Annotated in this window: 21 protein-coding genes; 11 read left to right on the top strand and 10 right to left on the bottom strand. The window is 72.2% G+C overall.

All coding sequences use genetic code 11. The features are described from left to right. Positions 1-45 precede the first annotated feature (45 nt). On the bottom strand, positions 46-1,554 hold the full coding sequence (locus OG490_RS34225) for a cellulose binding domain-containing protein (protein ID WP_330300162.1): 1,509 nt from the start codon (positions 1,552-1,554) through the stop codon (positions 46-48). Positions 1,555-1,843: 289 nt separating this feature from the next. On the opposite strand from OG490_RS34225, the gene OG490_RS34220 reads away from it, so the two are divergent. The 9 genes from OG490_RS34220 to OG490_RS34180 all read left to right on the top strand — a co-directional run bounded on the left by OG490_RS34220 (position 1,844) and on the right by OG490_RS34180 (position 11,630). Continuing rightward, positions 1,844-2,443 (top strand): acyltransferase, encoded by a 600-nt coding sequence (locus tag OG490_RS34220; protein WP_330300161.1) that lies wholly within the window; start codon positions 1,844-1,846, stop codon positions 2,441-2,443. 434 nt (positions 2,444-2,877) lie between these two features. Continuing rightward, positions 2,878-4,047 carry a hypothetical protein gene (locus OG490_RS34215; protein ID WP_330300160.1) on the top strand — a complete coding sequence of 390 codons (1,170 nt, stop codon included), beginning with the start codon at positions 2,878-2,880 and terminating at the stop codon, positions 4,045-4,047. Further along, a complete protein-coding gene (locus tag OG490_RS34210; RefSeq protein WP_330300159.1) occupies positions 4,044-4,814 on the top strand; it encodes a WecB/TagA/CpsF family glycosyltransferase in 771 nt (256 codons plus the stop codon). Before OG490_RS34215 ends, OG490_RS34210 begins: the two co-directional genes overlap by 4 nt. Beyond that, on the top strand, positions 4,814-6,070 hold the full coding sequence (locus tag OG490_RS34205) for a nucleotide sugar dehydrogenase (RefSeq protein ID WP_330300158.1): 1,257 nt from the start codon (positions 4,814-4,816) through the stop codon (positions 6,068-6,070). Before OG490_RS34210 ends, OG490_RS34205 begins: the two co-directional genes overlap by 1 nt. Before the next feature lie 4 nt (positions 6,071-6,074). After that, positions 6,075-7,211: a non-hydrolyzing UDP-N-acetylglucosamine 2-epimerase gene (gene wecB, locus OG490_RS34200; RefSeq protein ID WP_330300157.1), complete on the top strand. Its 1,137-nt coding sequence runs from the start codon at positions 6,075-6,077 to the stop codon at positions 7,209-7,211. Positions 7,212-7,335: 124 nt separating this feature from the next. Then, complete coding sequence (locus OG490_RS34195; protein ID WP_330300156.1) at positions 7,336-8,100, top strand: chain length determinant protein; 765 nt, start codon at positions 7,336-7,338, stop codon at positions 8,098-8,100. Further along, entirely contained in the window at positions 8,097-9,626 is a 1,530-nt protein-coding gene (locus OG490_RS34190; RefSeq protein WP_330300155.1) for an oligosaccharide flippase family protein, read from the top strand. The genes OG490_RS34195 and OG490_RS34190 overlap by 4 nt, the downstream gene beginning before the upstream one ends. A gap of 4 nt (positions 9,627-9,630) precedes the next feature. Beyond that, positions 9,631-10,755, top strand: a complete 1,125-nt coding sequence (locus tag OG490_RS34185) for a hypothetical protein (protein WP_330300154.1) — start codon at positions 9,631-9,633, stop codon at positions 10,753-10,755. A 68-nt stretch (positions 10,756-10,823) separates the two neighbouring features. Further along, positions 10,824-11,630, top strand: a complete 807-nt coding sequence (locus OG490_RS34180; protein WP_330300153.1) for a glycosyltransferase family 2 protein — start codon at positions 10,824-10,826, stop codon at positions 11,628-11,630. A 58-nt stretch (positions 11,631-11,688) separates the two neighbouring features. On the opposite strand, the gene OG490_RS34175 is transcribed toward OG490_RS34180, so the two are convergent. Beyond that, positions 11,689-12,666 (bottom strand): glycosyltransferase family 2 protein, encoded by a 978-nt coding sequence (locus OG490_RS34175; protein ID WP_330300152.1) that lies wholly within the window; start codon positions 12,664-12,666, stop codon positions 11,689-11,691. Continuing rightward, positions 12,612-14,642, bottom strand: coding sequence for an O-antigen ligase family protein (locus tag OG490_RS34170; protein ID WP_330300151.1), 2,031 nt, complete (start codon positions 14,640-14,642; stop codon positions 12,612-12,614). The genes OG490_RS34175 and OG490_RS34170 overlap by 55 nt, the downstream gene beginning before the upstream one ends. Before the next feature lie 80 nt (positions 14,643-14,722). On the opposite strand from OG490_RS34170, the gene OG490_RS34165 reads away from it, so the two are divergent. Then, positions 14,723-15,412 carry a hypothetical protein gene (locus OG490_RS34165; protein WP_330300150.1) on the top strand — a complete coding sequence of 230 codons (690 nt, stop codon included), beginning with the start codon at positions 14,723-14,725 and terminating at the stop codon, positions 15,410-15,412. Positions 15,413-15,476: 64 nt separating this feature from the next. Here OG490_RS34165 and OG490_RS34160 read toward each other — a convergent pair whose 3' ends face one another. From OG490_RS34160 to OG490_RS34130, 7 genes are all read right to left on the bottom strand, one after another. Next, positions 15,477-16,523: a glycosyltransferase gene (locus OG490_RS34160; protein WP_330300149.1), complete on the bottom strand. Its 1,047-nt coding sequence runs from the start codon at positions 16,521-16,523 to the stop codon at positions 15,477-15,479. Next, positions 16,520-19,819: a DUF4082 domain-containing protein gene (locus OG490_RS34155; protein WP_330300148.1), complete on the bottom strand. Its 3,300-nt coding sequence runs from the start codon at positions 19,817-19,819 to the stop codon at positions 16,520-16,522. The genes OG490_RS34160 and OG490_RS34155 overlap by 4 nt, the downstream gene beginning before the upstream one ends. Before the next feature lie 26 nt (positions 19,820-19,845). Next, positions 19,846-20,961, bottom strand: a complete 1,116-nt coding sequence (locus OG490_RS34150) for a DegT/DnrJ/EryC1/StrS family aminotransferase (protein ID WP_330300147.1) — start codon at positions 20,959-20,961, stop codon at positions 19,846-19,848. Next, entirely contained in the window at positions 20,958-21,758 is an 801-nt protein-coding gene (locus OG490_RS34145) for a NeuD/PglB/VioB family sugar acetyltransferase (RefSeq protein WP_330300146.1), read from the bottom strand. Before OG490_RS34145 ends, OG490_RS34150 begins: the two co-directional genes overlap by 4 nt. Next, the gene (locus OG490_RS34140; protein WP_330300145.1) at positions 21,755-22,924 is read right to left on the bottom strand and encodes a DegT/DnrJ/EryC1/StrS family aminotransferase; all 1,170 of its coding nucleotides are present in this window, start codon (positions 22,922-22,924) and stop codon (positions 21,755-21,757) included. The genes OG490_RS34145 and OG490_RS34140 overlap by 4 nt, the downstream gene beginning before the upstream one ends. Further along, a complete protein-coding gene (locus OG490_RS34135) occupies positions 22,921-23,940 on the bottom strand; it encodes an NAD-dependent epimerase/dehydratase family protein (RefSeq protein WP_330300144.1) in 1,020 nt (339 codons plus the stop codon). The genes OG490_RS34140 and OG490_RS34135 overlap by 4 nt, the downstream gene beginning before the upstream one ends. A 109-nt stretch (positions 23,941-24,049) precedes the next feature. After that, the gene (locus OG490_RS34130; protein ID WP_330300143.1) at positions 24,050-25,150 is read right to left on the bottom strand and encodes a Gfo/Idh/MocA family protein; all 1,101 of its coding nucleotides are present in this window, start codon (positions 25,148-25,150) and stop codon (positions 24,050-24,052) included. Between the two features lie 408 nt (positions 25,151-25,558). Between OG490_RS34130 and OG490_RS34125 the strand changes: the two genes are divergently transcribed. Then, a complete protein-coding gene (locus tag OG490_RS34125; RefSeq protein WP_330300142.1) occupies positions 25,559-26,467 on the top strand; it encodes a glycosyltransferase in 909 nt (302 codons plus the stop codon). Positions 26,468-26,544: the final 77 nt, after the last annotated feature.

The raw sequence follows: 26,544 nt of genomic DNA, 5'->3' as shown, positions 1-26,544 counted from the left end.
TCGGGGACGGCGGCCGGGTGACGGCGGCCGGGGGACGGCGGTCCGCTAGCCGAGCGCTCCGAACGCCTTGGTGAAGGCCAGCGGCTGCTGGAGGACCGAGCTGCACGTCGGGTCCGCGTAGTTCACGGCTCCGGCCGGGCACTGCTTGTCGCGGGCCGCGGACCACATCGCCAGCCGGCCGATCCCCTTGGTCCTCGCGAACTCCACGAGCCGGGTCGCGTCGGACACCGTGAAGGTCTCGCTCGCGACGTCGTTGACACCGATCATCGGGGTGACTGCCACCGCCTTCCAGGCGGCCGCGTCGGAGAGGCCGAGGACCGACTTGATCTGCGCCTGGGTGGCTGTCGCGGCCTGGATCGCGTACTGCCCCATGTTCCCGGCGTAGGCGGGTCCGTAGTCCATCGCCATGATGTTGACCCCGTCGATCCGGACACCGGCCTTCTTCGCGTCGGCCAGCAGGGCCACGCCCGGCTGTGTGAGGCCCTCCGGCATCACGGGCAGCGTGAAGGCCACGTCCAGGCCCGGGTGGGACTTCTGCAGCTGGGCGACGGCCTGCGCGCGGCGGGTGTTGGCCGCGGTGTCGGGCAGGGCCGCGCCCTCGATGTCGAAGTCGACCTTGGTCAGCCGGTACTGGTCGATGACCTTGCCGTACGCGGCGGCCAGCTCGTTCGAGGTCGCGCAGTTCAGCGCCAGCTCGCGTCCGGCCGCTCCGCCGAAGGAGACCCGCACGTCGCCGCCCTTGGCCCGCAGGGCCCCGATCTGTGCGGCGACCTTGTCGCTCGCGAGGTCCGTGACGCCGCCCCACAGCGGGGCGCATCCGCCGCCGGAGGTGACGAAGGCGAGGTGGAACTCCTTCACGCCGGTCTTCGCCGCGGTGTCGACCAGGTCGTAGGCCGGGTACAGGGAGGTGTCCACGTACGGGGCGAAGCGCGCTCCCCCGGCCGGAGCTCCGGTCGCCGGCGGCTGCGTGGCGGTCGCGGACGGCGACGCGGTGCGGGTGGGCTGTGCGGAGGGCGCGGTGGTGGGGGGAGCGCTGGCGCTCGGGCTGGCGCCGGTGCTCGGGGTGGCCGTCGGGGTGCCGGTGGGGCGGCCTCCCGGCGGGGGCGTCGTCCCCTGGTCCGCCGAGCACTTCGCCCCGTTGATGCGGCAGGCCGTCGGGTTGCCGGGGGTGCCGGTCCCGCTCGCGACGAAGCCGATCGTGACGGAGGTCCCGGGTGCGAGCTCCCCGTTCCAATCGGCGGGCTTCACGGTGACGTGGCGCCCGTTGACCGAGTGGGTGCCGTTCCACAGGGAGTCGATCTTCGTCCCGGCGGGCAGGTCGAACTCCAGGGTCCACCCCTGCTGCGCCTGCCCCTTGCCGTTGGTGATCACGTACTGGGCGGTGTAACCACCGCTCCAGGAGCTGGACTTCGTGTAGACCGCTCCCACGGCGGCGGCCTGCGCCGTGCCCGTGAACGCGAAGGCGGCGCCGCCGATCAGCACCGCCACCGCGACGGCGCCCACCGCCTTCGCCTTCTTGCTCGCCGTGCGCCGGTGACCGGTCGTGCTGCCCATCGCTTGCCTGCCTCTGCATTGCCGGGGGGTGGGGTACGGAGGGAACGCTAGCCGCCCCGAACCGGACACTTGCCCGATTACGGACGGGCGACGTGAGCCTTAGGTTCCACTTAAGGAAGCGATCGGGAGGAGTTAAGCCGGGCCGCACCGCGGGACCGCGCCGCCGGACCCGCCCCGCCCGTCAAGTCCGCTCCGTGAACAGTCGGTTGATCTTCCTGGTGGGCAGCCCCGGCGGCGCATATGCTCCCCCCACGTCCGAACGCCGCGCGAGCCGTAAGGGGACCGCCCCGTGAGTGTCCGCATTCAACCCTCCTCCCAGGTCGACGAGTCGGCCGAGCTCGGGGACGGGACCACGATCTGGGATCTGGCGCAGATCCGGGAGGACGCACGGCTGGGCCGCGACTGCATCGTGGGGCGCGGGGCCTACGTCGGACCCGGCGTGCGGATCGGCAACAACGTGAAGCTGCAGAACTACGCGCTCGTATACGAGCCCGCCGAGCTGGGCGACGGGGTGTTCATCGGCCCGGCCGTCGTCCTGACCAACGATTTCTACCCGCGGGCTGTCGACCCCGACGGCCGCCAGAAGCGCGGCGGCGACTGGGAGGCCGCCGGGGTCGTGGTGGCCGAAGGGGCCTCACTCGGCGCCCGTTCGGTATGCGTGGCCGGAGTCCGCGTAGGGCGCTGGGCGCTGGTCGCGGCCGGGGCGGTGGTGTCCCGGGACGTGCCCGATTTCGCACTCGTCGCAGGGGTACCGGCCCGCCGCATCGGCTGGGTGGGGAAGGCCGGAGTCCGCCTGGTGGAGGTCGAAGGGGAACCGGGCGTGTGGCAGTGCCCGCGGACCGGTGAGCTGCACGAAGAGACCAACGGGACCCTGTCCGAGCGAACCTGACGGAACGTCGGTAATTTGGGTCATCGCCATTTCCTCAAAACCACAATCAATGAACATCCTTGGGCATACCTTGTCCCTGTACACGTGATCTGAACCGGCAACAGGCTGCGTTCAGTGGGGGGTTGTACACGACGCGGACATCGCGGACAAAGTGACGACAGACGCGCGAACCGCGTCCGTCCGACGCTGCCGTCCACGGGTGCCCGGTCCGGGACATCGCTGGGGGGTTCCAGTGGGCGGTCCCGGACGGCTCGTGCCATCGGGGGGGAACACCACACCGCCGGCACGCGCGCCGTCCTGCGCACCCCTCCGCCGCACGACGGCCGACAGGTCCGTCCGAGGAGCGAAGAAGCAGAGGGGGTAGGTGTGTTGGAGCCGTACAGCTCGGGCATACGGGGTGTGCGCAGCACACGGGGAACCGAGGTGGGGACCCGGTGACCGCAGCACGATTAGGAGCACTCGCCCACGAGGACCCGTCGCTGCACTCGCTCGCCGAGCGGCTGCTCGCGCTGGCCGAGGCGGGTCTGCCCAGCATGTACCTGCCGGACGCCGACACCTTCGTGTTCACCCGGGTGGGGACCGCCACTTCCGGCGGCGCCCGCCGCGTGGAGAGCCGGGGAACCAGTACCCGGTACGGCGCCATCACCGCGCTGGGGGCCCGGTACCTGCCCGAGGAGCGGCAGCGTCCGCTGTTCGGCGGACACACCGCCGCCGAGTTCACGGCGCTGCTCGTGGAACGGCTCCCCTCGGTGACGAACCTCGGCGACGCGGCGCTCATCGCCTGGGCAGCCGCCGAGACCGGGCACCCCAAGCTGACCGACGCCCTCGCGCGGGTGTCCGCCCTGGACCTGCCCGGACGGCCGCAGTACACCGTGGAGGCGGCCTGGGTGCTCTCCGCCCTCACCGCCGCCCGCGGGACGGTGGACGTCGAGGACCGGCTGACGGCCGCGCGCGAGCGCCTGCTGGCGGCCCGGGTCGGGGACGGTCCGCTGTTCCCGCACGCCACCGGGCCGGGGCTGGTCCCCGGGTACCGCTCCCACGTGGCCTGCTTCGCCGACCAGACGTATCCGCTCCAGGCACTGGCCCGGCTGCACGCGAGCGGCTCGGACCCCCGGGCCCTCGCGGCCGCCGACGCGTGCGCCGCCAGGATCTGCGCCCTCCAGGGGGACGGCGGCCAGTGGTGGTGGCACTACGACGCCCGCACGGGCGGCGTGGTGGAGGGCTACCCGGTCTACAGCGTGCACCAGCACGCCATGGCCCCGACCGCCCTCTTCGACCTGGCGGAGGCCGGCGGCACCGACTTCGGTCCCGCGATCCGCCGCGGCCTGCGCTGGATGACGGACGTGCCCGAGATCAGCGGTCCCGACGGCACCCCGCACGAACCCATGATCCTCGAGGAGTACGGGGTCACCTGGCGCAAGGTCTTCCGCGGCGACCCCGCCAAGGCCGTCCGCGCCGCCCGCGGGCTCACCACCCGGGTGGCGCCGCGGGCCCGGCTCACCCCGCTCGACCGGCTCTTCCGCCCCCTGGCGGTGGACCGCGAGTGCCGGCCCTACGAGTTCGGCTGGCTGCTCCACGCCTGGCTCGGGGGGCTCGGGAGATGAACCACAGACAGTCCCTCTTCGGGGTCTGGCTCGACGCCCTGACCATGGACGAGACCGTGCGGCGCTGCCTCGACGCGGTGAAGCGCGGTGAGCAGATCGAGATCGGCATGGTCAACGCCGCCAAGCTGGTCAACATGCGCCGCGACCCCCGCCTCGCCTCGGCGGTGGCCGGCTGCGACCTCGTCCTGGCCGACGGGCAGGCCGTGGTGTGGGCCGGCCGCGTCCTGGGGGTCCGGCTCCCCGAACGGGTCGCGGGAATCGACCTGTTCATGCGGCTGCTGGCCGCGGCGGAGACCGCCGAGGTCCCCGTCTACCTGCTCGGCGCCCGGCAGGACGTACTCGACCTGATGCTCGGCCGGATCGCCGAGCAGTTCCCGGCGCTGCGCGTGGCCGGCAGCCGCAACGGCTACTTCGAGGACTCCGAACAGGGTGCGATCGCCGATGCCGTCGCGCAGAGCGGTGCCCAGCTCCTGTTCCTCGGCATGACCTCGCCCAAGAAGGAGATCTTCACCGCCGGCTACGGCAAGCGCACCGGCGCCCACGTGGTGCACGGGGTCGGCGGCTCCTTCGACATCCTGGCCGGCATCACCAAGCGGGCCCCCCTGGTGTGGCAGCGGATGGGGCTCGAATGGTTCTACCGCACCCTCCAGGAACCGCGCCGCCTCGCGAAGCGCTACTTCACCACCAATGCCGCCTTCCTCCTCATGACGGTCGGGGAACTCATCCGCCGCACACCGTCTGCCCCTTCCGCGAACAGGAGTCACTGATGCGCGTAGTCGTCGTGGGACAGGGATACGTCGGCCTTCCGCTGGCCATCAGGGCCGCCGAGGTCGGACACCAAGTGGTCGGGTACGACGTGGACTCGCGGCGGGTCAAGAGCCTCGCCGCCGGCGAGTCGTACGTGGAGGACGTCTCCTCCGAACGGCTGGCCCGGGCGCTGGAGGCGGGGACCTACCAGGCCAGCGAACTCGCCCGTGACTGCGGCGGTTTCGACGTGGCCGTCGTCACCGTGCCGACCCCGCTGCGGGACGGCGCCCCCGATCTCAGCTACATCGAGGAGTCCGCGCACACGCTCGCCCGCTTCCTGCGGCCGGGCGCGACCGTCGTGCTGGAGTCCACCACCTACCCGGGCACCACCGAGGAGATGTTCGGCCCGATCCTGGAGGACGGCTCCGGGCTCACCGCCGGCGTCGACTTCCATCTCGGCTACAGCCCCGAGCGCATCGACCCCGGCAATACGGTGTGGGGCTTCCAGCAGACGCCCAAGGTGGTCTCCGGTGTGGACGAGGCCTCCCTCAAGGCCGTGGAGAGCTTCTACGCGGGCCTCGTCGACAAGACGGTTCCGGTGCGCTCGCCCAAGGAGGCCGAGCTGGCGAAGCTGCTGGAGAACACCTTCCGGCACGTGAACATCGCCCTGGTCAACGAGATAGCCATGTTCGCCCGTCACCTCGACATCGACGTGTGGCAGACCATCGAGGCCGCCTCCAGCAAGCCGTTCGGCTTCATGAAGTTCACCCCCGGCCCCGGGGTCGGCGGGCACTGCCTGCCGATCGACCCCTCGTACCTGTCCTGGCGGGTGCAGCGGGAACTCGGCCAGAACTTCCGCTTCGTGGAGCTGGCCAACGACATCAACAGCCACATGCCCGAGTACGTCGCCCGCCGCGTCATGGACGCGCTCAACGCGAAGCGCCGCTCGGTCAACGGGTCCCGGATCCTGCTCCTGGGGCTGGCGTACAAGAAGAACACCGGCGACGCCCGGGAGTCCCCGGCGGTACGGGTCTCCCAGCTGCTCCTCGACATGGGGGCCAAGGTCCGCGCGGCCGACCCGCACGTGGTGGAGCACATCAAGGTCGACGCCCGCCTCTCGCGGGTGGAGCCCACCCGCAAGGAGCTGGCCGCCGCCGACGTGGTCGTCCTGCTGACCGACCACGACTCCTTCGACTACCGGATGATCACCGAGCACGCCTCGCTGATCCTCGACTGCCGCAACCGGCTGTCCGGTCCCACCGTGGAGGTGCTCTGACCCCATGGCGAGGATCATCTGCGTGGCCGGGGCCCGGCCCAACTACATGAAGATCAAGCCGGTGATGGACGCACTGGAGCGCCGCGGCGCCGAAGTCGTCCTGGTCCACACCGGCCAGCACTACGACGAGTCGATGAACGACGTCTTCTTCCGCGACCTCGGCATCCGTCCCCCCGACCGGTACCTGGGGGCCGGCTCCGGCAGCCACGCCCAGCAGACCGGCCGGGTGATGGCGGCCTTCGAGCCGCTGGTCGAAGAACTGGCCCCGGACGCGGTCGTGGTGGTCGGCGACATCAACTCCACGCTCGCCTGCGCCCTGGTCACCGCGAAGGCCGGCCCCCTGCTGGCGCACGTGGAGGCCGGCCTGCGCAGCCGGGACTGGAGCATGCCCGAGGAGGTCAACCGGGTCGCCACCGACCGGGTCAGCGACTACCTGCTGGCCCCCTCCCCCGACGCCGCCGCGAACCTGCGGGCGGAGGGGTACCGGGAGGACCAGATCCACGTCGTCGGCAACGTCATGATCGACACCCTGTTCGCCAACCTGGAGCGGGCCAGGGAGTCCGACGTCCTGGACCGGTACGGGCTCACCCGCGGCGGATACGGCCTGGTCACCCTGCACCGGCCGGCCAACGTGGACGATCCCGACGCCCTGCGCGGCCTCCTGAAGGCCCTGGGCGAGATCTCCGGACGCTGTCCGCTGCTCCTGCCCGTGCACCCGCGGGCCGCCGAGAAGCTCGCCGAGATCGGCGTCCCCGACGGCATCCGGCTGGTGCCGGCCGCCGGGTACCTCGACTTCATCGCGCTGCAGGACTCCGCCCGCGTGGTGCTCACCGACTCCGGGGGCATCCAGGAGGAGACCACCGCGCTCGGCGTCCCCTGCGTGACCCTCCGGGAGAACACCGAGCGGCCCATCACCGTCGAGGAGGGCACCAACGTCCTGGCGGGCACCGACCCGGACCGCATCACCGCCACGGTCCACCGGGTGCTCGACGATCCGCCCGCCCCGCGCTGCCCCGAACTCTGGGACGGCCGCGCGAGCGAGCGCATCGCCTCGGTCCTGCTGGACGGATCGACCGCCTCGACCCGCCCGCGGCCCACCGATCTCGTCCCGGCCGGGGCGCCGGGAGCGACTGCCCCGTAGAACAGGGCCCCGCAGAAGAGGGCCCCGCAGATCAGGGCACCGCACCACCGCTACAACCGTAATCACCGCACAGACAGGGCGGCGGCGCGTGCAGGACACGACGCCGCCGCGAGGGGGACAGACCATGGATCTCGCGGAGATCTGGCGGGTCATGCGCAGGCGCTGGTACGTGCTGCTGCCCGGACTGCTGCTCACGGCCGGGCTCATCGCGGGCGTGTACCTGCTGGTGCCGGTGGAGTACCGGTCGCAGAGCACCGTGACGCTCCTGAACTCGAAGAAGGCCACGGTGGCCTTCGACGGCAACCCCTTCCTGAGCACCCAGGCGTCGCTCACCGGCATGGCCGACGGCCTGGCCCGCAACCTCAACTCCGACGGCTCCAAGGCCGACCTCAAGGCCCAGGGCCTGACCGGGGTGTACGAGGCGAAGATCGCCGACAACGCCCAGGGCCCCTTCATGTGGCTGAGCGTCACGGGCACCGACCAGGCCGCGGTGCTCAAGTCGGACCAGGTCTTCACGGCCTACGCCGAGAAGCGGCTCCAGGAGTTCCAGGCCCAGCAGTCCGTACAGCCGGAGGCGATGATCCGCATGGCGACGATCGTCCCGCCCCAGAAGCCCGAGGCCCAGACCAAGACCCGGATCCAGTACCTGGTCATGGCCGGGGCGCTGGGCTTCGTCCTCAGTCTGGTGGCCACCTTCTTCGTGGAGGCCCGCCGCCGCAAGGCCGACAGTCCCGGGCGGCGCCGACCCGGTCCGGACGGATCCGACGCGGGCGGCTCCGAGCCGTCCGCGGGCCCTGCCGAGGGGTCCAAATCCGCCGATCCCACGGCCACGATGGCCCTCACGGTCCTGCCGGCCTCGGCCGCCTACCGCTCCAACGGATCTCCGTGACCGGGCCCGTGACGCAGCCCGGTGGCGAGCCCCCGGCCGAAGCGCCCTCGGCCCAGGCGCCCTCCCTGGGCCGCAAGGTCGGCTCCGCCGCCCGGTGGAGCCTGGTCAACACCGTGGTCATGCGCCTCGGCAACTTCGTCACCGGCATCGTCCTCGCCCGGTTCTTCCTCGGCCCCGAGGCCTGGGGCGTCTACGGCATCGCCCAGACGGTCCTGCTCGTCCTGCTCTCCGCGAACGAGCTCGGCGTCTCCCTCGCCATCGTCCGCTGGGAGGGCGACCCGCGCCGCTTCGCCCCGACCGTCCTGACCCTGAGCGCCGCGTCCAGCTGCCTGCTGTACGCCGTGATCTTCGCGGCGGCCCCCGCGGTGGCCCGAGTCCTCGGCTCCCCCGAGGCTTCCGGCGTCCTGCGGGTGATGTGCGTGTGCGTGGTCCTCGACGGTCTCTCGCAGGTCCCCGCCGGATTCCTCACCCGGGAGTTCGCGCAGGGGCGCCGGATGGCCATCGACGCCCTCAACTTCGTACTCAGCACGGCGGTGACCCTGCTGCTCGCCGTCCAGGGCTGGGGCGCGATGAGCTTCGCCTGGGGCTCCGTCGCGGGCAACGTGGCCGCTCTGATCGGCTGCTGCCTCGCCGCGCCCGGCACCCTGAGGTTCGGCTGGGACCGGGAGCAGGCCCGCGCCCTGCTCCGCTTCGGACTCCCGCTGGCCGGGGCCAGCATGCTCGCCCTCGGCGTGGTCAACGTGGACACCATGGTGGTGGGTTCCTCCCTGGACCAACTGGCCCTGGGCTTCTACGTGCTGGCCTTCAACATCTCCGGCTGGCCCGTGCGCATCATCTCCGAGGCGGCCCGCCGCGTCTCCTTCGCCGGGTTCTCCCGGCTGGCCGAGACGCCGGGTGCCCTGGCGGGCGGGTTCGGCCGGGCGCTGGGCGTGGTGATGACCGGCACCGTGCCGCTGTGCGTGCTGCTGGCCGTGCTCGCCTCACCGATCGTCGAGCTCGTCTACGGTGCGCGCTGGCTCCCGGCGGCCGCCGCGCTGCCCTGGCTGATGGGGCTGGGACTCGTACGCATCGGCTGCGAACTGGCCTACGACTGCCTGGTGGCCATCGGCCGGCGCCGCTCCCTCATCGGGGTGCAGGGGCTGTGGCTGGTGGTCCTGGTCCCGGTCCTGGTGATCGGCGCCGGGGCCGGCGGGATCGTGGGGGTGGCCCAGGGGCACGTGCTGGTGGCCGGGGCCGTGGTGGTTCCGGTGTTCCTCCTCGCCCTGCACCGCGGCGGCATCGGCCTGGGATCCATCGCGCGGGCCTGCGCCTGGCCCTTCCTCGGCGGCGCCGTGATGGCCGCCGTGCTCCTGGGCCTGGAGCGGCTGCTCGGAGACGGGGTGCTCGCCCTGCTCGCGACCGCGATCGCGGGAACCCTGGGCTACGTGCTGTGCGTGCTGCCCAGCCGCTCCTTCCTGCGCGGCTCCGCGCCGGCCGCCGCACCAGCGGCCGCGAAGGCGTCCTCCACCGTCCCGGCAAGGGGTTAGAGCCATGGCACGCAACCGCAAGCGTCTCTTAGCCTGGGCGGCGGCCGGGCTCGTCCTGATCGCCGCGCTCGTCATCTACCAGGCCGAGCGGACCGGCACCACCGATACCGGGTCCTGCCCGGACGCCGCCCTCGTGTGCCCCGGCGGCCATCCCGCTCCCGAACCGGAGCCGACCACCTCGGCGGAGCCGTCCGCCTCGGACAGCCCGAGCCCCTCGGCCGGATCTCCTTCGCCCTCGACTTCGCCCTCGCCCTCCGCCACCCCCTCGCCGGGGAGCAGCGGCAGCGGATCGCCCGCGCCGGGGTCCGCCTGTTCCTCCCCCGGTGCCTGCGGTTTCCCCGATGCCCGGAGCACCGGCCCGCGGATCGCCCTGGAGCGGCACGACACGGGGAACATGTCCGTCAAGACCGACGGGATGGTCATCAAGGGCTGGGACATCCACGGTTCGCTGGACGTCTACGCCGACAACGTCACCGTCATCGACAGCAGGATCACCTCGGCCAACTGGTGGGGAATCAACCTGCGTCCCGGCTTCAAGGGCCTGCGGGTGCTGCACACCACGATCACCGCGGTACCGGGCAAGGGACCCGACAACGGGGGCGTCGACTACGCGGTCTCCAACATGGGCGAGAGCTCGGTCGAGGTCGGCTGGTGCGACGTCTCGGTGTTCGGCAACGCCCTGTCCATGGGCCAGGGCAACCTGCACGACAACTACGTGCACGACATCGCCGCCTTCCGCAATCAGGGCGGCGAGTGGCAGCACACCGACGCGGTCATCAGCGGTGGCGGCAACAAGGGCCGGCTGACCGTGCGCCACAACACCCTGCTCAATTCCGTCGCGGTCGACCGGGGCGCCTCGGCGGCCCTCGGGCTCTTCGCCGACACGGGCTCCGTCTCCTCCGTGACCGTCGACTCCAACTGGCTGGCCGGCGGGGCGTACGCGTTCTACGGCGGCGGCCCCGGGGCCACGGGCATCGAGGTCACGAACAACGTGTTCTCCACCCAGTACCACCCGGGCAGCGGGACCTACGGTCCGGTCGCCGCCTGGAACTCGGGCGGCGCGGGGAACGTGTGGCGCGGCAACCGCATGAGCGACGGGCGCCCCGTCGTGCCCGAGCCCTCCCCTTGAGCACCGACAACCGCAGGCCGAAGGGCCGAAGCCCGAAGACGGACCCGTCCGCCGACCGAGAGGACATCATGCGCCGCATCGCCCGCGCCCCCTGGGAGCTGCTCAAGCGGGCCTTCGGCTGGCTGGTGCTCTTCGAGGCCAGGAACAAGCTCCTGCTCGCGCCCTCCGCCGTGCGGCTGCGCCGCTTCGAGGACGCCGAGGCCGCCCGGCTCGCCGCTGTTCTGGGCGAGCCCCCGGCCGCCCTGGTCGCCACCGTGATCGCCACCCACCGGCGCCCGGAGGCGCTGCGCGCGGCGGTCGCCTCCGCCCTGGGCCAGACCGTGGCCGACCAGGTGGTCGTGGTCGTGGACGACGGCGCCGGACTGCCAGAACTGCCTTCGGACCCGCGGCTGTTCGCGGTGTCGCTGGCCCGCAACACGGCCACGGCCGGGGTGGTGCGCAATGTGGGGATCCGGCTGACCCGGTCGCGGTACGTGGCCTTCCTGGACGACGACAACCTGTGGGAGCCCGACCACCTGGAGCAGGCCCTCGCGGTGCTGGAGGCGCCCGGCGGGCCGGACGCCGTGTACACCGCGCTGCGCAGGGTGCTCCCCGACGGCTCCGAGCGGGACGTCCTGTCGGTGCCCTTCGACCGGCGCCGTGCCGCCCACGAGGCCTTCCTCGACACCAATGCCTTCGTGGCGCGCCGCAGCCGCTCCCTGTACTTCAGCCGGCTGCTGCGCACCCCCGAGGTGCTGCCCCGCGAGGACTGGGAGCTCGTACGCCGCTACAGCCGCCGCCACGAGGTCCGTCACGTGCCGCGGCCCACCGTCCGCTACCTGGTCAACCCGGAGAGCTTCTACACCGCCTGGGAGGGGCAGAAGCCGGCCGGGTGAGGTTGTCCCGGCCGGGTGTGGTGTGTCCCCGGCCGGGACGCGGTGCCCGGTCCGGGGGTCAGGGTCCCGGTGTGGCGCGCAGCGCGGAGGGGCTGGCCAGGGCCCGGGCGGCCGCGAGGCTGGCGGGCCGGCCGAGGGCGGCCCGGGAGGTCTCGCGCAGCAGGACGGCCGCGCGGAAGGCCGCGGTGGCCGCCGCGCCGTGCCGGCGCCCGTAGAGCCTGACGCGGTTGAGGGTCAGCAGGGTCCACAGGCGCGGCGAGACCTGCGAGTCCCCGCCGAGGTGGACGGCCGAGGCCGCGGGTTCGAGCCTGGTGGCGTAGCCGCGGTCACCGGCGCGCAGGCAGTACTCGGTCTCCTCCGAGTACAGGAAGAACGATTCGTCCCAGGCGCCACAGGCGTCCAGGCACTCCCGGGAGATGGCCATCAGCGCGCCCGTCGCCCAGTCGGCGACCGTCGCGCGGGCGTAGGCGGACGGATCGGTGACCAGCTCGCTCCAGAGCGGGAAGCGCCCCGCCCGGCGGTTGCCGATGACCGCCTCCCCCAGGGCGCGGGTCACCCGCGACTCCCGGCGCAGCGAGTGCGTGAGCGTCCCGTCCTCCTCGTACAGCAGCGGCACGCTGATCCCGACCCGGCCGCCGCCGTCGCGCCCGTCGAGGGGGGCGCCGAGCGCATCGACGAGGAGCTTCGCCGCGCCCCGCCGCATCCGGATGTCCGGATTGCACACCAGCGCGGCCCGGAAGCCGCCGGGCCGTCCGGCGGCCGCGGCCAGCGCGGTGTTCACCCCGGCGGCGTACCCGGCGTTGCGGCCGGTCTGGACGACCGTGGCGTCCGGGGCCAGCGAGCGGATGAGGTCCACGGTGTCGTCGGCGGAGTCGTTGTCGGCGACGACCAGGTGCCAGTCGGTCCCGGCCATGCCCTCCGGGAGGGAGGCGAGGAACTCCGGTATCACCCGGGCACTGTTCCAGGTGACGACGAGGACGGCTACGGGACCGGCTGCCTGGGACCGATCCTGCGCGGCTGGGTGGCGGGAGGGCATGGTGACTCCACGGTTCGGGGCTTGGGCGCTGCGCGCCGGATGAAGCCGAGGTAACTGCCTCCGGCGGCGATCGTCAGGAAGAACATCCCGGCGAACATCGGGAAGCTGAGGGCGTCGAAGGTGGCGGCGCTGATCAGGGCGACGAGCGCGGACGCGAAGAACGCCTGGCCGAGCTCCCGGTCGGACTCGTCGGCTGCGAGCCGGCGGATGGCGCCGCCCTGGTGGATTCCGGTGAGGAACAGGGCCAGGAGTGCGACCAGGCCGAGCAGGCCCATCTCCGCCAGGGTCAGCATGTACTGGTTGTCGGTGAAGAAGTAGAGCTCGGGAATGAAGGTCCCCAGGCCCCGCCCGAACAGCGGGCGCTCCTGCAAGTAGGGCACGATCGCGCTGTACTTGACGGTGCGGGCCTGGGTGCTGCTGTCGGAGTTGGTCAGGAACGAGGCGAAGAGGGTGGTGATCGTGCCGATCAGCCCCGGCACCATGACCTTGAAGACGGCCACGGAGCCCAGCAGCAGGCCGAAGGTGGTCCAGCGGCGCTGCGGCTTCCAGCGCGGCACCATCACCATCACCACGATCAGCGCCCCGATGATGGAGGTCCGCGACACCGTCAGCGGCAGGGAGCCGCCCATCAGCGCCACCGGCGCCCAGCGGCGCCAGGCCTTGAGGTGGCTGCGTACCGGGTCGAACGCCTGCTGCACGGCGAAGGGCAGGAGCAGGGCGAGCATGCCGCCGAACTCCAGCGGCTGCGCCGTGGTCGAGCGGGGCCGGGTGAAGGCGCCCCGGTCCAGGGTGGTGATCTGCGCGACGCTGGACTGGAGCCCCGGGATGCTGATCTTGTCCGCGATGTTCGTGGCGGTGAAGAAGTCGTAGTAGCCGATGGCGGCCACCACCGCCGCCATCACCACGGTCCGCCGCAGCAGTACGTCGAGGCGGGCCCGGTCCTGGATGCCGGCCGAGACCAGCACCGCGATCGAGACCCAGACGAGCAGTCCGATGAGCCCCCGGTCCGCCCCGAGCACCTCCTTGTGGGTGGAGCCCCGGGAGGCGTTGGCGAGATACGAGGCCAGCACGGAGACGGCCAGCAGCCACATCACGACCCTGGGCAGCCGGGTGCCGGGGGCCGCCCGGATCCGGCCGGCCAGCCAGGTCGCCAGATACCAGAACAGCGCCAGGAGGGCGAACACGTTGGCCGGGGTGCCGACTCCGCCCAGTCCCGGCAGGGTCAGGTTCGAGGGGATGAAGAAGGCCAGCCCCAGATAGCCCGTGAGCAGGGCCGTGGCGTCCAGCTGACGGGCCCGGGTCCGCCGGCGCACGAGGGCCTTGAACACGCCGGTCCCGCCCGCGGCCTCGGCGGCCTCCCGTCGGCGGCGGCGGGCCGACAGCAGGCTCTCCGCCAGGAAGGAGGCGGTGAAGCCCGCCACCAGACCGGCGATGACCACGGCCAGTACCTGCTGGTACCGGGCCTTGAGCTGCGGCTGGGGGGTCTGCGGCAGGACGACGGGCGCCGTCTGCACGAAGTACGCGGGCTGGATCTTGGCTGCCGTCTGGAGGGCGTTGAGCTGCTCACCGGCGAACGCGGTGAGCGTGCTGGTCTCCTTGAGCACCTTCTCCCGGTCCGTGCCCGTGACGGTTAAAGTGAGCATCGGGCCCGAGGTGTTCGCGGCGAAGCCGACCGTATAGGGGTCGCTCACCCCGAGCCCTTGGAGGTCCCGCGCCGCGTCGGCCCCCGACAGGGTCCTGATCAGTACGTCGGCGGTGACGACCAGCGAACCGCCCGCGTTCGCGATGGGGTTGCCGAAGGTGGGGGCCAGTTCGGCCACCGCCGTGGAGTCGAGCAGCGCCACCGAGCTCTGGGACTGGTACGAGACCGGCACCGATTCGTACAGCTGCAGTCCGGCGAGGATTCCCATCATCGTCAGGGGCATCATCACGTACCAGCGGCGCCGGAGCACCGCGCCTATCTCACCGATGTTCATGAACGTCCCCCGCGGGCTGCCGGAACCAATGGCGGGTCGACCTGCGTCCTGGGAAGATCGACAGCGACGGAAGGAAATCTGTGTCGCCTGGTGAGTTGTTCCGCATGCTGCGCCGCCGCTGGTACGTCCTGTTCCTGGCGGCGGCACTCGCGGCCGCCGGGGCCTTGCAGGTGCTCCACCCCACACGGACCTACGTGAGTGCGGCGATCGTGGTGCTCAAGCCGCCGGTCACCGGCAATCAGCCGAACCAGTTCGCCAATCTCCAGCCGCCGCTCGCCGCCGTCTCCCTCGCGGCGATCGAGCAGCTCGACTCCCCTGACGGGGACGCCGAGTTGCGGGCCGGCGGGGTGGTGGGGAAGTACCGGCTGATCCCCCGCAACAGCGGAACCAGCGTCACCCCCCGCTACCTGATCCCCTCGCTCCAGGTCCAGGTGGAGGACACGGATCCCGCCGTGGCGAACCGGTCCGTGCTCAAGGTCGTCGAGGCCTACCGCAAGCACCTGACGGACATGCAGGACGAGCAGCGGATCCCGGCCGGGGCGCGGATGAGCGTGACCCTGCTGGTCCCGCCGTCCGCCACCCCGCTGATGCCGGACAAGAGCCGCGGCCTGGCCGGGACGGCGCTGCTGGCCGGGGTCTGCGGGGTCGCCTGCGCGCTGTGGACGGATCAGCTCCTGGCACGCCGGAACCGGCGCCGGCGCGAGAGCGCCGACACCGGTCCGGGGGATGCGGCCACAGACCGGATGCCGGTGGCCGCGACGGCCCGCTGAGTCCGCGGGCCGCTCCAACTGGTGGTGCTGGTAGTGCTGGTGGTGCTGGTGCTTCATCGAATCCCTATATCCCTCGGCGTTTCCAGGAGCGCCACCACAGCCACTCGCGCCCCCGGTCGGCTACGGCCGAGAGCACCAGCGGCTGGAGCCAGGGCATCGCGCGGGCCCCGATCCGCCGGCGCCTGCGCAGGGCCCCGTACTCGGCGAGCGAGGTGTAGTCCGCCACGCACTCGGCGGCGAACGCCTCCAGTTCCTCGACCGGCACCACCCCGGTGCGCCCGCGGTCGTAGGCCCGGTAGGCGCGCCGCAGTGCGTACCGGGCGAGCCGGGTCCGCGCCAGGACCGACAGCCGGGCGGCCTCCGGGAGCAGCCCGCCGCACTTCTCCAGGACCGAGTCGAAGGCGACGAGGCGCTGGCGCAGGTCGTCGAGCTGTCCGCCGAAGTCCGTGGTGGACATGTTGTTGCCGTGGACCCGGTAGAAGGCCTGGTCGGCCCCGCTGATGTAGCCCACGTCGGCGTGCGCCGCGAGCCTCATCCACATCTCGATGTCCCCGGCGTGCGGGAGCTCCGGGTCGTATCCCCCGACCTTGCGCTGGAGGCTGGTGCGGACGACCACCTCGGGCGAGGTGATGCACCCGGTGCCCTCCCGGAAGCGCCGCTCCAGCCACCACCGGCCGGGGTAGACCACCGAACCGGTGGTGCGGGTCCGGGCTTGCGGAAGCGGTCCGCCGTACTGGAACCGCAGCGGCCTGCCGTAGGCGAAGCCGGCCTCGGGATGGGCGTCGAGCAGGCCCGCGGCGCGCACCAGGGCTCCGGGGACCAGTCGGTCGTCGGCCGAGAGCAGGGCCACATAGTCCCCGTCGGCCCATTCCAGCAGGCCTTCGTTGTAGGTGGCGATGTGGCCCTGGTTCTTCTCGTGGACCCGGACCTCGATCCGGGGGTCGGCGGCCGCCAGCGCCCGGGCGACGTCCGCGGAGTCGTCCGGGGAGGCGTCGTCGATGATCAGGACGCGGACGTCCACACCCTGCTGCTCGTCGAGGACGCTGCTGACGCAGTCGGCGAGGAAGTGCCCGTATTTGTAGCAGGGGATGACCACGCTGACGGTGCTCACTGGGTGGGCACCTCCGTCGCGGCCTGTGCGTCGAGGGCGGGCGGCGCGGTGGTGGTGAAGACCGGGCCGACCCAGTAGTTCACCGAGCCGAAGGTGTTGTTGGGGAAGGCCGCGGAAGCCCCGTACTTGTAGAGGCCGTTGGCCCCGCCGGTGCCGTCGGCCGGAGCCACCAGCGGATAGGAGCGGTGCGCCGCGGTGAAGTAGCCGCCGTCCACCGAGTACTTGCCGTTCGGCGCGTGGTACGAGGCCACGTAGCCGGTGTTCGCCGTGATGGCGACCGGGGTGGTGAAGTGGAGCTGCTGCCAGCCGGAGAGGGTCTCGCTGCCGAAGGTGCCGGTGGCCAGGAGCGTGCCGTCCGTCTTCCACAGGCTTCCGGTGTGCGTGCCGGTGTTCCCGGGGCCCTTGTAGAAGGTGATGCCGGTGACGTAGCCGTCGATCGTGGACTCGAAGCGGGTGCCCAGTTCGACGGAGTTGGTGTCGTCGCCGACGTTGGCGGTGGAGGGCTCGGCGGTGGGTCCCCACAAGGTGCAGGGGCAGTTCACCGCGGGCGGGCTCGTACTGGTGGTGAAGGTCCAGGTGACGGGCGCCGCCATGGTGTTGCCCCACAGGTCGGCGGCCTGCACCGACGCCGTGTAGGTGGTGTTCAGCCCCAGTTCGGTGGAGGGGGTGAAGGTGGCGCTGTTCGAAGCGGTGAGCACCTTGGTTCCGGGGACGGTGGCGCCGCCCGGGTCCTTCAGCGTGAAGACGAGCTCATCCGCGTCGACGGCCGCGTTGAAGGTGGCCTTCACCGAGGCCGTGATCGCGGTGCCGGTGGCCGCCGACTGCGGGCTGGTGGAGGTGACGGTGGGCGGAGCCGTGCTCGCGGTGGCGGTGTCCAGGACCGCGTCCACCCAGTAGTTGCTGCCGGAGGAGGCGGTGGACGGGAATCCGCCCGTGGCGCTGTAGCGGTACACGCCGTTGCCGCCGTCGGTTCCGCTGCGCAGGGCCGTCAGCGGGGCGAGGCCCGCGTCGGACGAGGCGAAGGTGTTGTCGTAGGAGTACCCGCCGCCCGGGGCGAAGTAGGAGGCGATGTAGGTGGTGTTGGCCTTGACCGGCACCGGGGTGGAGAAGTTCAGCTGCTGCCAGCCGGACGCCGTCTCGTTGGTGAAGGTTCCGGTGGCCAGCCGCTGGCCGGTGCTGCTCCACAGGCTGCCCGTGTGGGTGCCGGTGTTGGCCGGGGACTTGTAGAAGCGGACTCCGGTGATCGAACCGGGGGCCGAGGAGCGGATCTTGACGCCGAGCTCGACGGCGCTGCCGTCACCGGCGTTGACGGTGCCGGGCACGGCCGCGGCCGGCCAGACGGTGCAGGGGCACTGCTGGGGTCCCACGGTCAGCGGCACGGTGGTGGTGGCGCCGATGTTGACGCTGTCGTCCACGGCGCGGACCTTGATCTGCACGGATCCGGGGGCGGTCGGCGTCCAGGTGTAGCTCCAGGATCCGACGCCGGTGGCCGCCTTCCAGGTGGTGCCGCCGTCGGTGGAGACCTCCACGCGGGCCACCACACCGCCGCCGCTGTCGCCGGCCGTGCCGGTGACGGTCACCGGGCGCAGCGCGGGGACGGTGGCGTTCGCCGCGGGGCTGGTCACGGTGACGGCCGGGCCCGTGGTGTCGGTGGAGGCGGTGGAGGCGACCAGGTCGCTCTGCAGGGACTTGGGCTGGACGCCCATGTCGGCGAACACGTTCACGGTCGCCTGCTGCATCCGCTTGTCGGCGGTGACCACGGTGTTGCCGGGGTCACCGGTCGGCATGTTGGTCAGGCCCCAGGACCACTGCACGGTGCCGGCGCCGAAGACCAGGGCGTGCGAGGTCTGGTCCCGGAAGGCGAGCAGGCTGTGCTTGGCGGTGCCGTTGCCGTAGGTGTTCCCGTAGTCGAGCCGGAGTTTGCCGTCGTTGATGTCCACCGTGGTGGAGGACATCGCGATCTGTCCCGGCGGGCGCGCCGCGTCCTCCACGTCGCTGTCCCACTCGTAGCCGAGCGTGCCGACCGGGAAGGTGGCGGTCTGGGAGGGGGTCAGGTTCGCGACGGTGGTGTTGCGCCACAGCCGCATCTTGGCGAAGGACCCGGGCACGGTGATCGCGTCGCTCCGGTAGCCGTTCACGCTGAACAGCGAGCCCGTCACCTGGTTCTGCGGTTGGTAGGGCCGCCCGTTGGTGGAGCTGGCCGGGTCCATGAAGGTGCCGGTCCAGATCCCGCTCGGGTCGGGGATGCCGTTGGGCTGGGGGAAGGAGAGCTTGGTCTCCTTGTAGGAGACCAGCGTCCGGTTGGCGGTGTTGGCTCCGTCGATGCTGGGGGCCAGGCGGGTCTTCCAGAAGACCTCGTTGCCGCTGAAGTAGGTCTGGTTGACCCCGGCGTGACGGGCGTTCAGGGCGTTGGTGAACTGGTCCTGGGTCCAGTACTCGTCGTGCCCGGAGGACATGAAGACCTTGTGGTTCTGGAGCTGGGTGGCGCCCCGGGTCGACATGTCGATGCCGGACATGTAGCTGAGGTCGTACCCGTTGCGCTCCAGCCAGGAGATCATCTGGAACTCGGACCCGTAGATCCCGTTCTCCCCGCCGATGTCCATCGGCCGGTTGTAACTGACCTCGTACGCCCGGCCGTCGGGCGCCGGGCCGGTGCCGCCGTACAGGTCCTGGCCGCCGTAGTCGTTGTACGCCTGCCAGGTCTGGTCGCTGGTCTGCACGACGATGTCGGAGTGGCTGGAGTCGTTGCGGACGACGAACGGGTAGGGCATGACGCCGTTGCCGTCCGCCTGGTCGAAGTTGGCGACGTACAGGCCGGAGACCGCGTCCGGGGGAACCGTCCACGACGCCGTGACCGGCCAGTTGCCGCAGTCGACCAGGCCGGTGGCGGCCTTGGTGGTGCAGGTGCGCGGGTTGCCGCCCGGCTGGAAGTTCGCCGGGTAGGTCTGGGCCGCCTGCGCCGGGGTGGACAGCATCCGGGCCCCGTCGCCCCCGTAGTAGCCCAGCCGGTAGACCGACACCTTGTACGGCGTCGGCGACTGGACCTTGAACTGCACGGTGTCGCCCGTCTGGACGCTCATCTGGGCGCTGAAGCCCTTGATGTCACCGTAGGCGCTCGGTGCGAACCAGTCGGACATCGGCGTGCCCGCTTTGGAGTTCTCGCACACGATCGCGTTCGTGCCGGGACCGCAGGGGTCCACCGCACCCGCCACCGCGGCAGGAGGTAAGACCGTGGCCATCAGAGCCACGATGGCGGTGAAGAGTCCGTATCGGAGCAGCCTTGTCCGTCTGTTCATCTGTACCTTCTTCTGCGTCTCTTGCGTCAGCGCAGGGCGTCGGTGAGCGCTTCCACGACCCGCTGCTGTTGAGCGGGCGTGATCTGGGGGAAGAGCGGGAGGGACAGCATCCGGTCCGCGGCCAGTTCGGCGTGCGGGAAGTCCCCCCGCCCGTGGCCGAGGTGGGCGAAGGCCCCGGTGAGGTGGACGGGGGCCGGGTAGTGCACGCCCGCGCCGATGCCCTCCGCGTTGAGCTTGCCCACGACCGCGTCGCGGTCGGCCGCGCCGACCCGGACGACGTACAGGTGCCAGACGTGGACGTTGCCCTCGGCCGTGGCCGGCAGGGTCAGGCGTCCGGCGGCGGCCAGGCCGGCCAGCAGCTCGTCGTAGCGGGCGGCCGCGGCGCGGCGGGCCGCGTTCCCCTCGGCCAGCCGGGCCAGCTTGGCCCGCAGCACCACGGCCTGGAGCCCGTCCAGGCGGCTGTTGAACCCGGCCACGTCGTGGCGGTACTTGGCGGTGCCGCCGTGGTTGGCGAGCGCCCGCACCAGCTCCGCGGCCTCCTCGTCGTCGGTCACCACCGCGCCCGCGTCCCCGTACGCGCCCAGGTTCTTGCCCGGGTAGAAGCTGGTCGCGGCGATCTGGCCGCTGCCGGGAGAGCGTCCGGCGCGGGTGGCGCCCTGGCTCTGGGCGGCGTCCTCCACGACCCGGGCGTGCGCGGGCAGGGCGGCGGCCAGTCCCGCGGCGTCGGCGCACTGTCCGTACAGGTGGACCGGGACCACCGCCCGGGTGGCCTTCCCTACGGCGTCCAGCGCGGCCTGGGTGTCGATCAGCAGGGTGTCGGGGTCGCAGTCCACCAGGACCGGCCGTGCTCCGATCCGGGCGACGGCCCCGGCGGTGGCGATGAACGTGTTGGCGGGGAGCACCACTTCGTCTCCGACGCCCACTCCCACGGCGCGCAGGGCCAGTTCGAGCGCGTCGGTGCCGTTGGCCACGCCGACGCAGTGGCCGGTTCCGGCGAAGGCCGCGTACTCGCGCTCGAAGGCTCGTACCTCCTCGCCGCCTATGAAGGCGGTGCCGGCCAGTACGCGGTCGAATCCGGCGCGTATCTCATCGGCGACCTCGGCGTGCGCCGCCTTGAGGTCGACGAGCGGTATCTGGTTCATCGGGTTGTGCTCCCCATCCGTGTCTCCGGCCTGCGGCCGGACTCCAAGACATCGGCCCGCAGCTCCTCGAGCGCCGGGCCACCGGCCTCGCGCAGCCGGCGGGCCGGGCTTCCCGCCCACACCTCGCCGGGCGGCACGTCGGCCAGGACCGTGCTTCCCATCCCGGTCAGCGACCAGGCGCCGACCGTGGTGTACTCCCGCACCAGCGCGCCCGCGCCCACGTACGCGCCCCTGCCCAGGCGCACCCCGCCGCCGAGGCGGACCCCGGAGGCGAGGGTCGCGAAGTCCCCGACCGTGTCGTCGTGGGTGAGGACCGCGTGCGGCATGACCGCCACGTGGGCCCCTACGCGTACCGCCGCCGTCAGCACGCAGTGCGCGAGCAGCACCGAGCCCGCGCCGAGCTCCGAGGATCCGGAGACCGACGCGGTCGGGTGGACCACCGTCGCGTAGCGGGTTTCGGGCAGCGCGAGGCGGCGTACCAGCCGGGCCCGTACCGCGTAGTCGCGCGGACTGCCCACGCAGACCACCACCCGGGCGGCCGGGCGGCTGTGCACCAGGTCGCAGCCGCCCAGCACCTCCACGCCGTCCACGTCCTGGCCGTGCAGGGCCGGGTTGTCGTCGAGGTGTCCGGCCAGCCGCCAGCGCGGAACGCGGCCGGCCGCCAGGTCGGCGGCGGCCGCGTCCCGTACGGCCTGGGCGGCCTCGCGGGCGAATCCGCCCGCGCCGACGACCAGCAGGTCCTCGGTGGCCGCGGTGGCCCCGGCTGCTCCGGTACCTCTGGTGCGGGGCCCGCTCATCCGGCGGCCTGTTCGCGCAGCACCGTCACCACCCGGTCCTGCTGGTCCTGCGTCATCGTGTGGAACAGCGGCAGGATCAGCGAGTCCCGGCTGATCCGCTCGGTCACCGGCAGCGGCGCCGCCCCGTGTCCGGCGTACGCCGGCTCCAGGTGCGAGGCCATGATCCCGCGCCGGGCCGAGACCCCGGCTTCGGCCAGCACGGCGAGCAGTTCGTCCCGGCCGATGGGGAACTCCTCGGTGAGCAGCACCCAGTACGACTGGAAGTTGCCCTCGCCGTGAGCGGGGTCCCGTACCGGGCGCAGGCCCGCGATCCCGGCGAGCAGCCGCGTGTACCGGGCGGCGAGCTTGCGGCGGCGGGCCACGATCTCGTCCAGTTTGCTCAGCTGCACCAGGCCGACCGCGGCCTGGATGTCGGTCATCCGGTAGTTGTAGCCGACCTCCAGATAGCTCTCGGCGATCGGTGTGCTGCTCGCGTGCCGCTGCGCCGCGGACACGTTCATGCCGTGCTCGCGCAGCCTGCGCAGCCGCTCGGCCCACTGGGCGTCGTCGGTGGTCACCATGCCGCCCTCGCCGGTGGTGATCACCTTGCGGGGGTGGAAGGACCAGGCGGCGATCAGGGCTCCCTGGCCGACGGACTTGCCGCCCACGGTGGCGCCGATCCCGCAGGCCGCGTCCTCCACCAGCGGCAGGCCCCAGTCGGCGCAGGCCGCGCGCAGCGCGTGCACGTCGGCCGGCACGCCGCCCTGGTGGACGGCGAGCACGGCCTTGGTGCGCGGGGTGCGCACCGCGTCCACGGTGGCCGGGGTGAGGTTCCCGGTGGCTTCCTCCACGTCCGCGAAGACGGGCTGGGCCCCTACGTAGCGCACCGCGTTGGCGGTGGCGATGAAGGAGAGCGAGGGGACGACCACCTCGTCGCCCGGACCGAGGTCCAGGGCGATCAGGGCGAGGTGCAGGGCGGTGGTGCAGGAGCTGACGGCGATGCCGTGCTCGGCTCCCACCCGGTCGGCGAAGGCCCGCTCGAACTCCGCGACCCTGGGGCCCTGGGCCACCCAGCCGGAGAGGACCGCGTCGCCGGCGGCCTTCGCCTCCTCCTCGCCGAGCCACGGGATCATGACGGGGATGCGGGCGGGGGCGTCCTGCCCGGCGGCGGTGTCCCGCGCGCTCATCGGCCGGTTCCCTCGGCCGCTGCGGCGCGCGTGGCGGCCGCGGCCGCGTCGGCCGCGCGCTCGGCCCGCCACCAGTCGACCAGGTCGCGCAGCCCGGTGCGCAGGTCGATCCCGGCCGTGAAGCCGAGGCGCTCCGCGGCCTGCGAGGTGTCCGCGAGACGGCGGGTCACCCCGTTGACCGTGCGGGCCGGCCCGTGTTCCGGGACCAGGCCCTGCGCGCCCATGGCCTCCAGCAGGCCGTTGGCGAGGCCGAGGAGACTGGTCTCGGACCCGCTCGCGATGTTGAACACCTCGTCGGTCAGGTCCGATTCGGCGGCCAGCAGGTTGGCGCGGGCGATGTCCCTGACGTCGACGAAGTCCATGGTCTGGGTGCCGTCGCCGAGGATCAGCGGCGGTTCGCCGTCGGCGATCCGCTCCATCCACCGGATGAGCACCTCGGTGTACAGCCCGTGGATGTCCATCCGGGGGCCGTAGACGTTGAAGTAGCGCAGCGCGACGTAGTCCAGCCCGTACATGGAGTGGAAGCTGCGCAGCACCGCTTCGTTGAAGGCCTTCGCGGCCCCGTAGAAGGTGTCGTTGTTGTACGGGTGGTGGCGCTCGGTGGTCGGGAAGGACTCCGCGAGCCCGTAGACGGACGCCGAGGAGGAGGCGATGACCTTGCCCACCCCGGCGGCGGCCGCGGCCTCCAGCACGTTGAACGTGCCGTCGACCATCACCTCGTTCGCCAGCCGCGGCTCCGCCGCGCACTGGGTGATGCGGATGGCCGCCAGGTGGAAGACCAGGTCGGCGCCCTCGGTCACCTTGTGCACCGTGGCCGCGTCCCGTATGTCGCCCTCGACCAGGTCGACCAGGCCGCTCGGCAGGGCCCGCGCCAGGTTGGCGGTGCGCCCCCGCACGAAGTTGTCGAGCACCACGATCTGGCGCGCCCCGTTGTCCACCAGCAGGTCGACCAGGTGGGAGCCGATCGTGCCCGCTCCACCGGTGACCAGAATCTTCTTGCCTCGTACGCTGCTCAACGCCCTGCCCCTACTGAGTCGGTCATGGTGTTCCCTGCTGCGCCCGTCGTGTGCGCTGCCGCGCCCGGTGCCGTGTGGCCGGCCCCGGGCGGGACTGCCGCCCGAACCGTCAACGCCCGGTGCGCAGTCCGACGACCGCGCCTCGGAACTCCAGGCTCCGGGAAGCCGCTTCGAGGATGTCGAGGACCTGGAGTCCCGCCCGGCCGTCGGTCAGCGCGGGCCGCCCCGTCCTGATCGCGGCGGCGAACTCCTCGACCATGCTGCGCAGGGCCTCCTTCTCGCCGAGCGCGGGCGCCACCATGTCACCGCTCCGGTAGGAGACGAGCATGTCGCGGCGCTCGTCCGCACCGATCTCCTGCGGGGCCGTGAGGTCCACGCCGCGGTCGAACACCGCAACGCGCTGGCTGGGGTTGAGGTCGTCCCACACGAGGGTGCGCTTGGAGCCGCCGACCATGGTGGTGCGGACCTTCACCGGGGAGAGCCAGTTGACGTGCACGTGGGCGATGGCGCCGGTGTTGAGCTGGAGCGTCAGATAGGCCACGCAGGACTGTCCGGCGCCGATCGGGTCGGCCCCGTGGGCGGCCACGGCCACCGGGTGGACGTTGTCCGGGAGGATGAAGTCGAGGACCGAGAGGTCGTGGGGGGCCAGGTCCCACAGGACGTCGATGTCTTTTTGGACCAGCCCCAGGTTGATCCGGACCGAGTCGACGAACTGGATCTCGCCGAGTTCCCCGGAGCGGACCATGTCGCGGATGCGGGCCACCGCGGGGGTGTAGCAGTAGGTGTGGTCGCACATGAGGGTGAGGCCGCGTTCCTCTGCCTCCTTCACCAGCCGCAGGCCGTCCTCGTACGTGGCCGCGAGGGGCTTCTCCACGAGGACGTGCTTGCCCGCGCGCAGCGCGGCCAGGGCCACGTCGAGGTGGGTGCCGGCCGGGGTGGCCACGGCGACCGCGTCGACGGCCGGGTCGGCCAGGACCGCCGCGTAGTCGGAGGTCGCCTGGACCGTGGAGTACCCGCCGAGCACCTGGCGGGCCCGGTCCACGTTCAGATCGCAGAGCCAGCGGAGCCGGAACTCCGGGCTCGACTGGAAATTGCGGACGAGATTGGGGCCCCAGTAGCCCGCGCCGACGACGGCAACTCCTAACGGTTCTACCGGCCCCGCATGTGCGGCCCCGGCTTCCTGCCGGGCGTCCTTCGCGGTGTCCTTCACAGCGTTCCCTTTCCTTCCGCGCACGCCCCCAGGCGTGTCGACGACCCATGGCCGGGACGCGTGCGAAGGAAGGAGGTGCCGTCGACGACAGGCCGGGCGCCTGCGCGACCCGTCCGTGACCCGCCCAACGGTGATGGCCCCCCACGACCGATGCCGTACGTGTTCCACGTACTTCCGCCCCCCGGCCGTCCGGCACCCCACGCGCCGGTCCGGCCACGGGCAGGCGGCCCGTTCCCCCAAGCCGCCGAACCCGTACCTGCCACAACTTCCCTGCTCCGAATTGGATTACGGCGTCGCCGAAGCACGCCGAATCCGGTCGGCAGCGTTCAATCTAGACCACGGGGAGTACCCCCGGGGAGAGTTGGAGGAAACGGTCGGTACGGGTGTTCGGGCGTGCATACTTCCGGGGTGACCAGCATCGTGATCCCGGCCCACAACGAGGGCCGGGTCATCGGCCGGCTCCTCGACGCGCTCCTGGCCGAGGCCCCTGCCGCCCCCTCATCCGCCGCCGCCTCCGGACTCGACATCGTGGTGGTGTGCAACGGCTGTACGGACGACACCGCCGCGGTGGCCGGCGCCCGCGGCCCCCGGGTACGGGTGGTCGAGATCCCGACTCCCTCCAAACACAAGGCTCTTCGGGTCGGCGACGAGCACGCACAGGGCTTCCCCCGGCTGTACGTGGACGCCGACGTCGTGGTCACGGGCGCCGACGTACGGGCCCTGGCCGGCGCCCTCACCGCCGGGCCGGAACTCCTCGCCGCGGCCCCCGGCCGCGATATCCCGCTGACCGGATGCGCCTGGCCGGTGCGGGCGTACTACCAGGTCTGGCAGCGGCTCCCGGCCGTCCGCGAAGGGCTGTTCGGACGCGGGGTCATCGCGGTGTCCGAGGCTGGACACGCACGGATCGCCGCCCTGCCCCCGCTGATGGCCGACGATCTGGCGGCTTCCCTGGCCTTCGCGCCGGGAGAGCGGCGCGTGGTCGAGACGGCCCGCGTCGCCGTCCATCCGCCGCGCACCTGGGCCGACTTGATCCGGCGCCGGGTACGGGCGGCGACCTCCTCCGCCGAGCTGGAGCACTACCAGGCCGCCCGGGCCGCCGAGTCCACAGACGCCCTCGCGGCGGACGCGCAGCCCGCCCCCTCCGCGCGCACCGGCACGGGCGATCTGCGCGCGCTGCTCCTGAGCCGACCGCAACTGCTGCCCGGGATCGTGGTGTTCGTCGTGGCGGCGCTCGCCGCCCGCCGGGGGGCCCGCAAGGCCATCCGCACCGGGGACTTCTCCACCTGGCTTCGCGACGAGAGCAGCCGCCAGGGCTGATCCGCCGAGACCCGCTGAGACCCGTCGAGACCCGTCGAATCAGGCCGTACACAGCACAGTTGGCCCGTACAAGCACT

This window comes from Streptomyces sp. NBC_00503, assembly GCF_036346895.1.
Classification (GTDB): domain Bacteria; phylum Actinomycetota; class Actinomycetes; order Streptomycetales; family Streptomycetaceae; genus Streptomyces.
Note: the sequence above shows the minus strand (reverse complement) of the source record. Positions and strands in the feature narration are given on the sequence as shown.

What these genes read in the sequence shown, in the direction of transcription:
- OG490_RS34225 (WP_330300162.1), bottom strand. Translation starts at nt 1,554, where the DNA reads ATGGGCAGCACGACCGGTCACCGGCGCACGGCGAGCAAGAAGGCGAAG.
- OG490_RS34210 (WP_330300159.1), top strand. Translation starts at nt 4,044, where the DNA reads ATGAACCACAGACAGTCCCTCTTCGGGGTCTGGCTCGACGCCCTGACC.
- OG490_RS34205 (WP_330300158.1), top strand. Translation starts at nt 4,814, where the DNA reads ATGCGCGTAGTCGTCGTGGGACAGGGATACGTCGGCCTTCCGCTGGCC.
- wecB (WP_330300157.1), top strand. Translation starts at nt 6,075, where the DNA reads ATGGCGAGGATCATCTGCGTGGCCGGGGCCCGGCCCAACTACATGAAG.
- OG490_RS34195 (WP_330300156.1), top strand. Translation starts at nt 7,336, where the DNA reads ATGGATCTCGCGGAGATCTGGCGGGTCATGCGCAGGCGCTGGTACGTG.
- OG490_RS34185 (WP_330300154.1), top strand. Translation starts at nt 9,631, where the DNA reads ATGGCACGCAACCGCAAGCGTCTCTTAGCCTGGGCGGCGGCCGGGCTC.
- OG490_RS34180 (WP_330300153.1), top strand. Translation starts at nt 10,824, where the DNA reads ATGCGCCGCATCGCCCGCGCCCCCTGGGAGCTGCTCAAGCGGGCCTTC.
- OG490_RS34175 (WP_330300152.1), bottom strand. Translation starts at nt 12,666, where the DNA reads ATGCCCTCCCGCCACCCAGCCGCGCAGGATCGGTCCCAGGCAGCCGGT.
- OG490_RS34170 (WP_330300151.1), bottom strand. Translation starts at nt 14,642, where the DNA reads ATGAACATCGGTGAGATAGGCGCGGTGCTCCGGCGCCGCTGGTACGTG.
- OG490_RS34155 (WP_330300148.1), bottom strand. Translation starts at nt 19,819, where the DNA reads ATGAACAGACGGACAAGGCTGCTCCGATACGGACTCTTCACCGCCATC.
- OG490_RS34150 (WP_330300147.1), bottom strand. Translation starts at nt 20,961, where the DNA reads ATGAACCAGATACCGCTCGTCGACCTCAAGGCGGCGCACGCCGAGGTC.
- OG490_RS34145 (WP_330300146.1), bottom strand. Translation starts at nt 21,758, where the DNA reads ATGAGCGGGCCCCGCACCAGAGGTACCGGAGCAGCCGGGGCCACCGCG.
- OG490_RS34140 (WP_330300145.1), bottom strand. Translation starts at nt 22,924, where the DNA reads ATGAGCGCGCGGGACACCGCCGCCGGGCAGGACGCCCCCGCCCGCATC.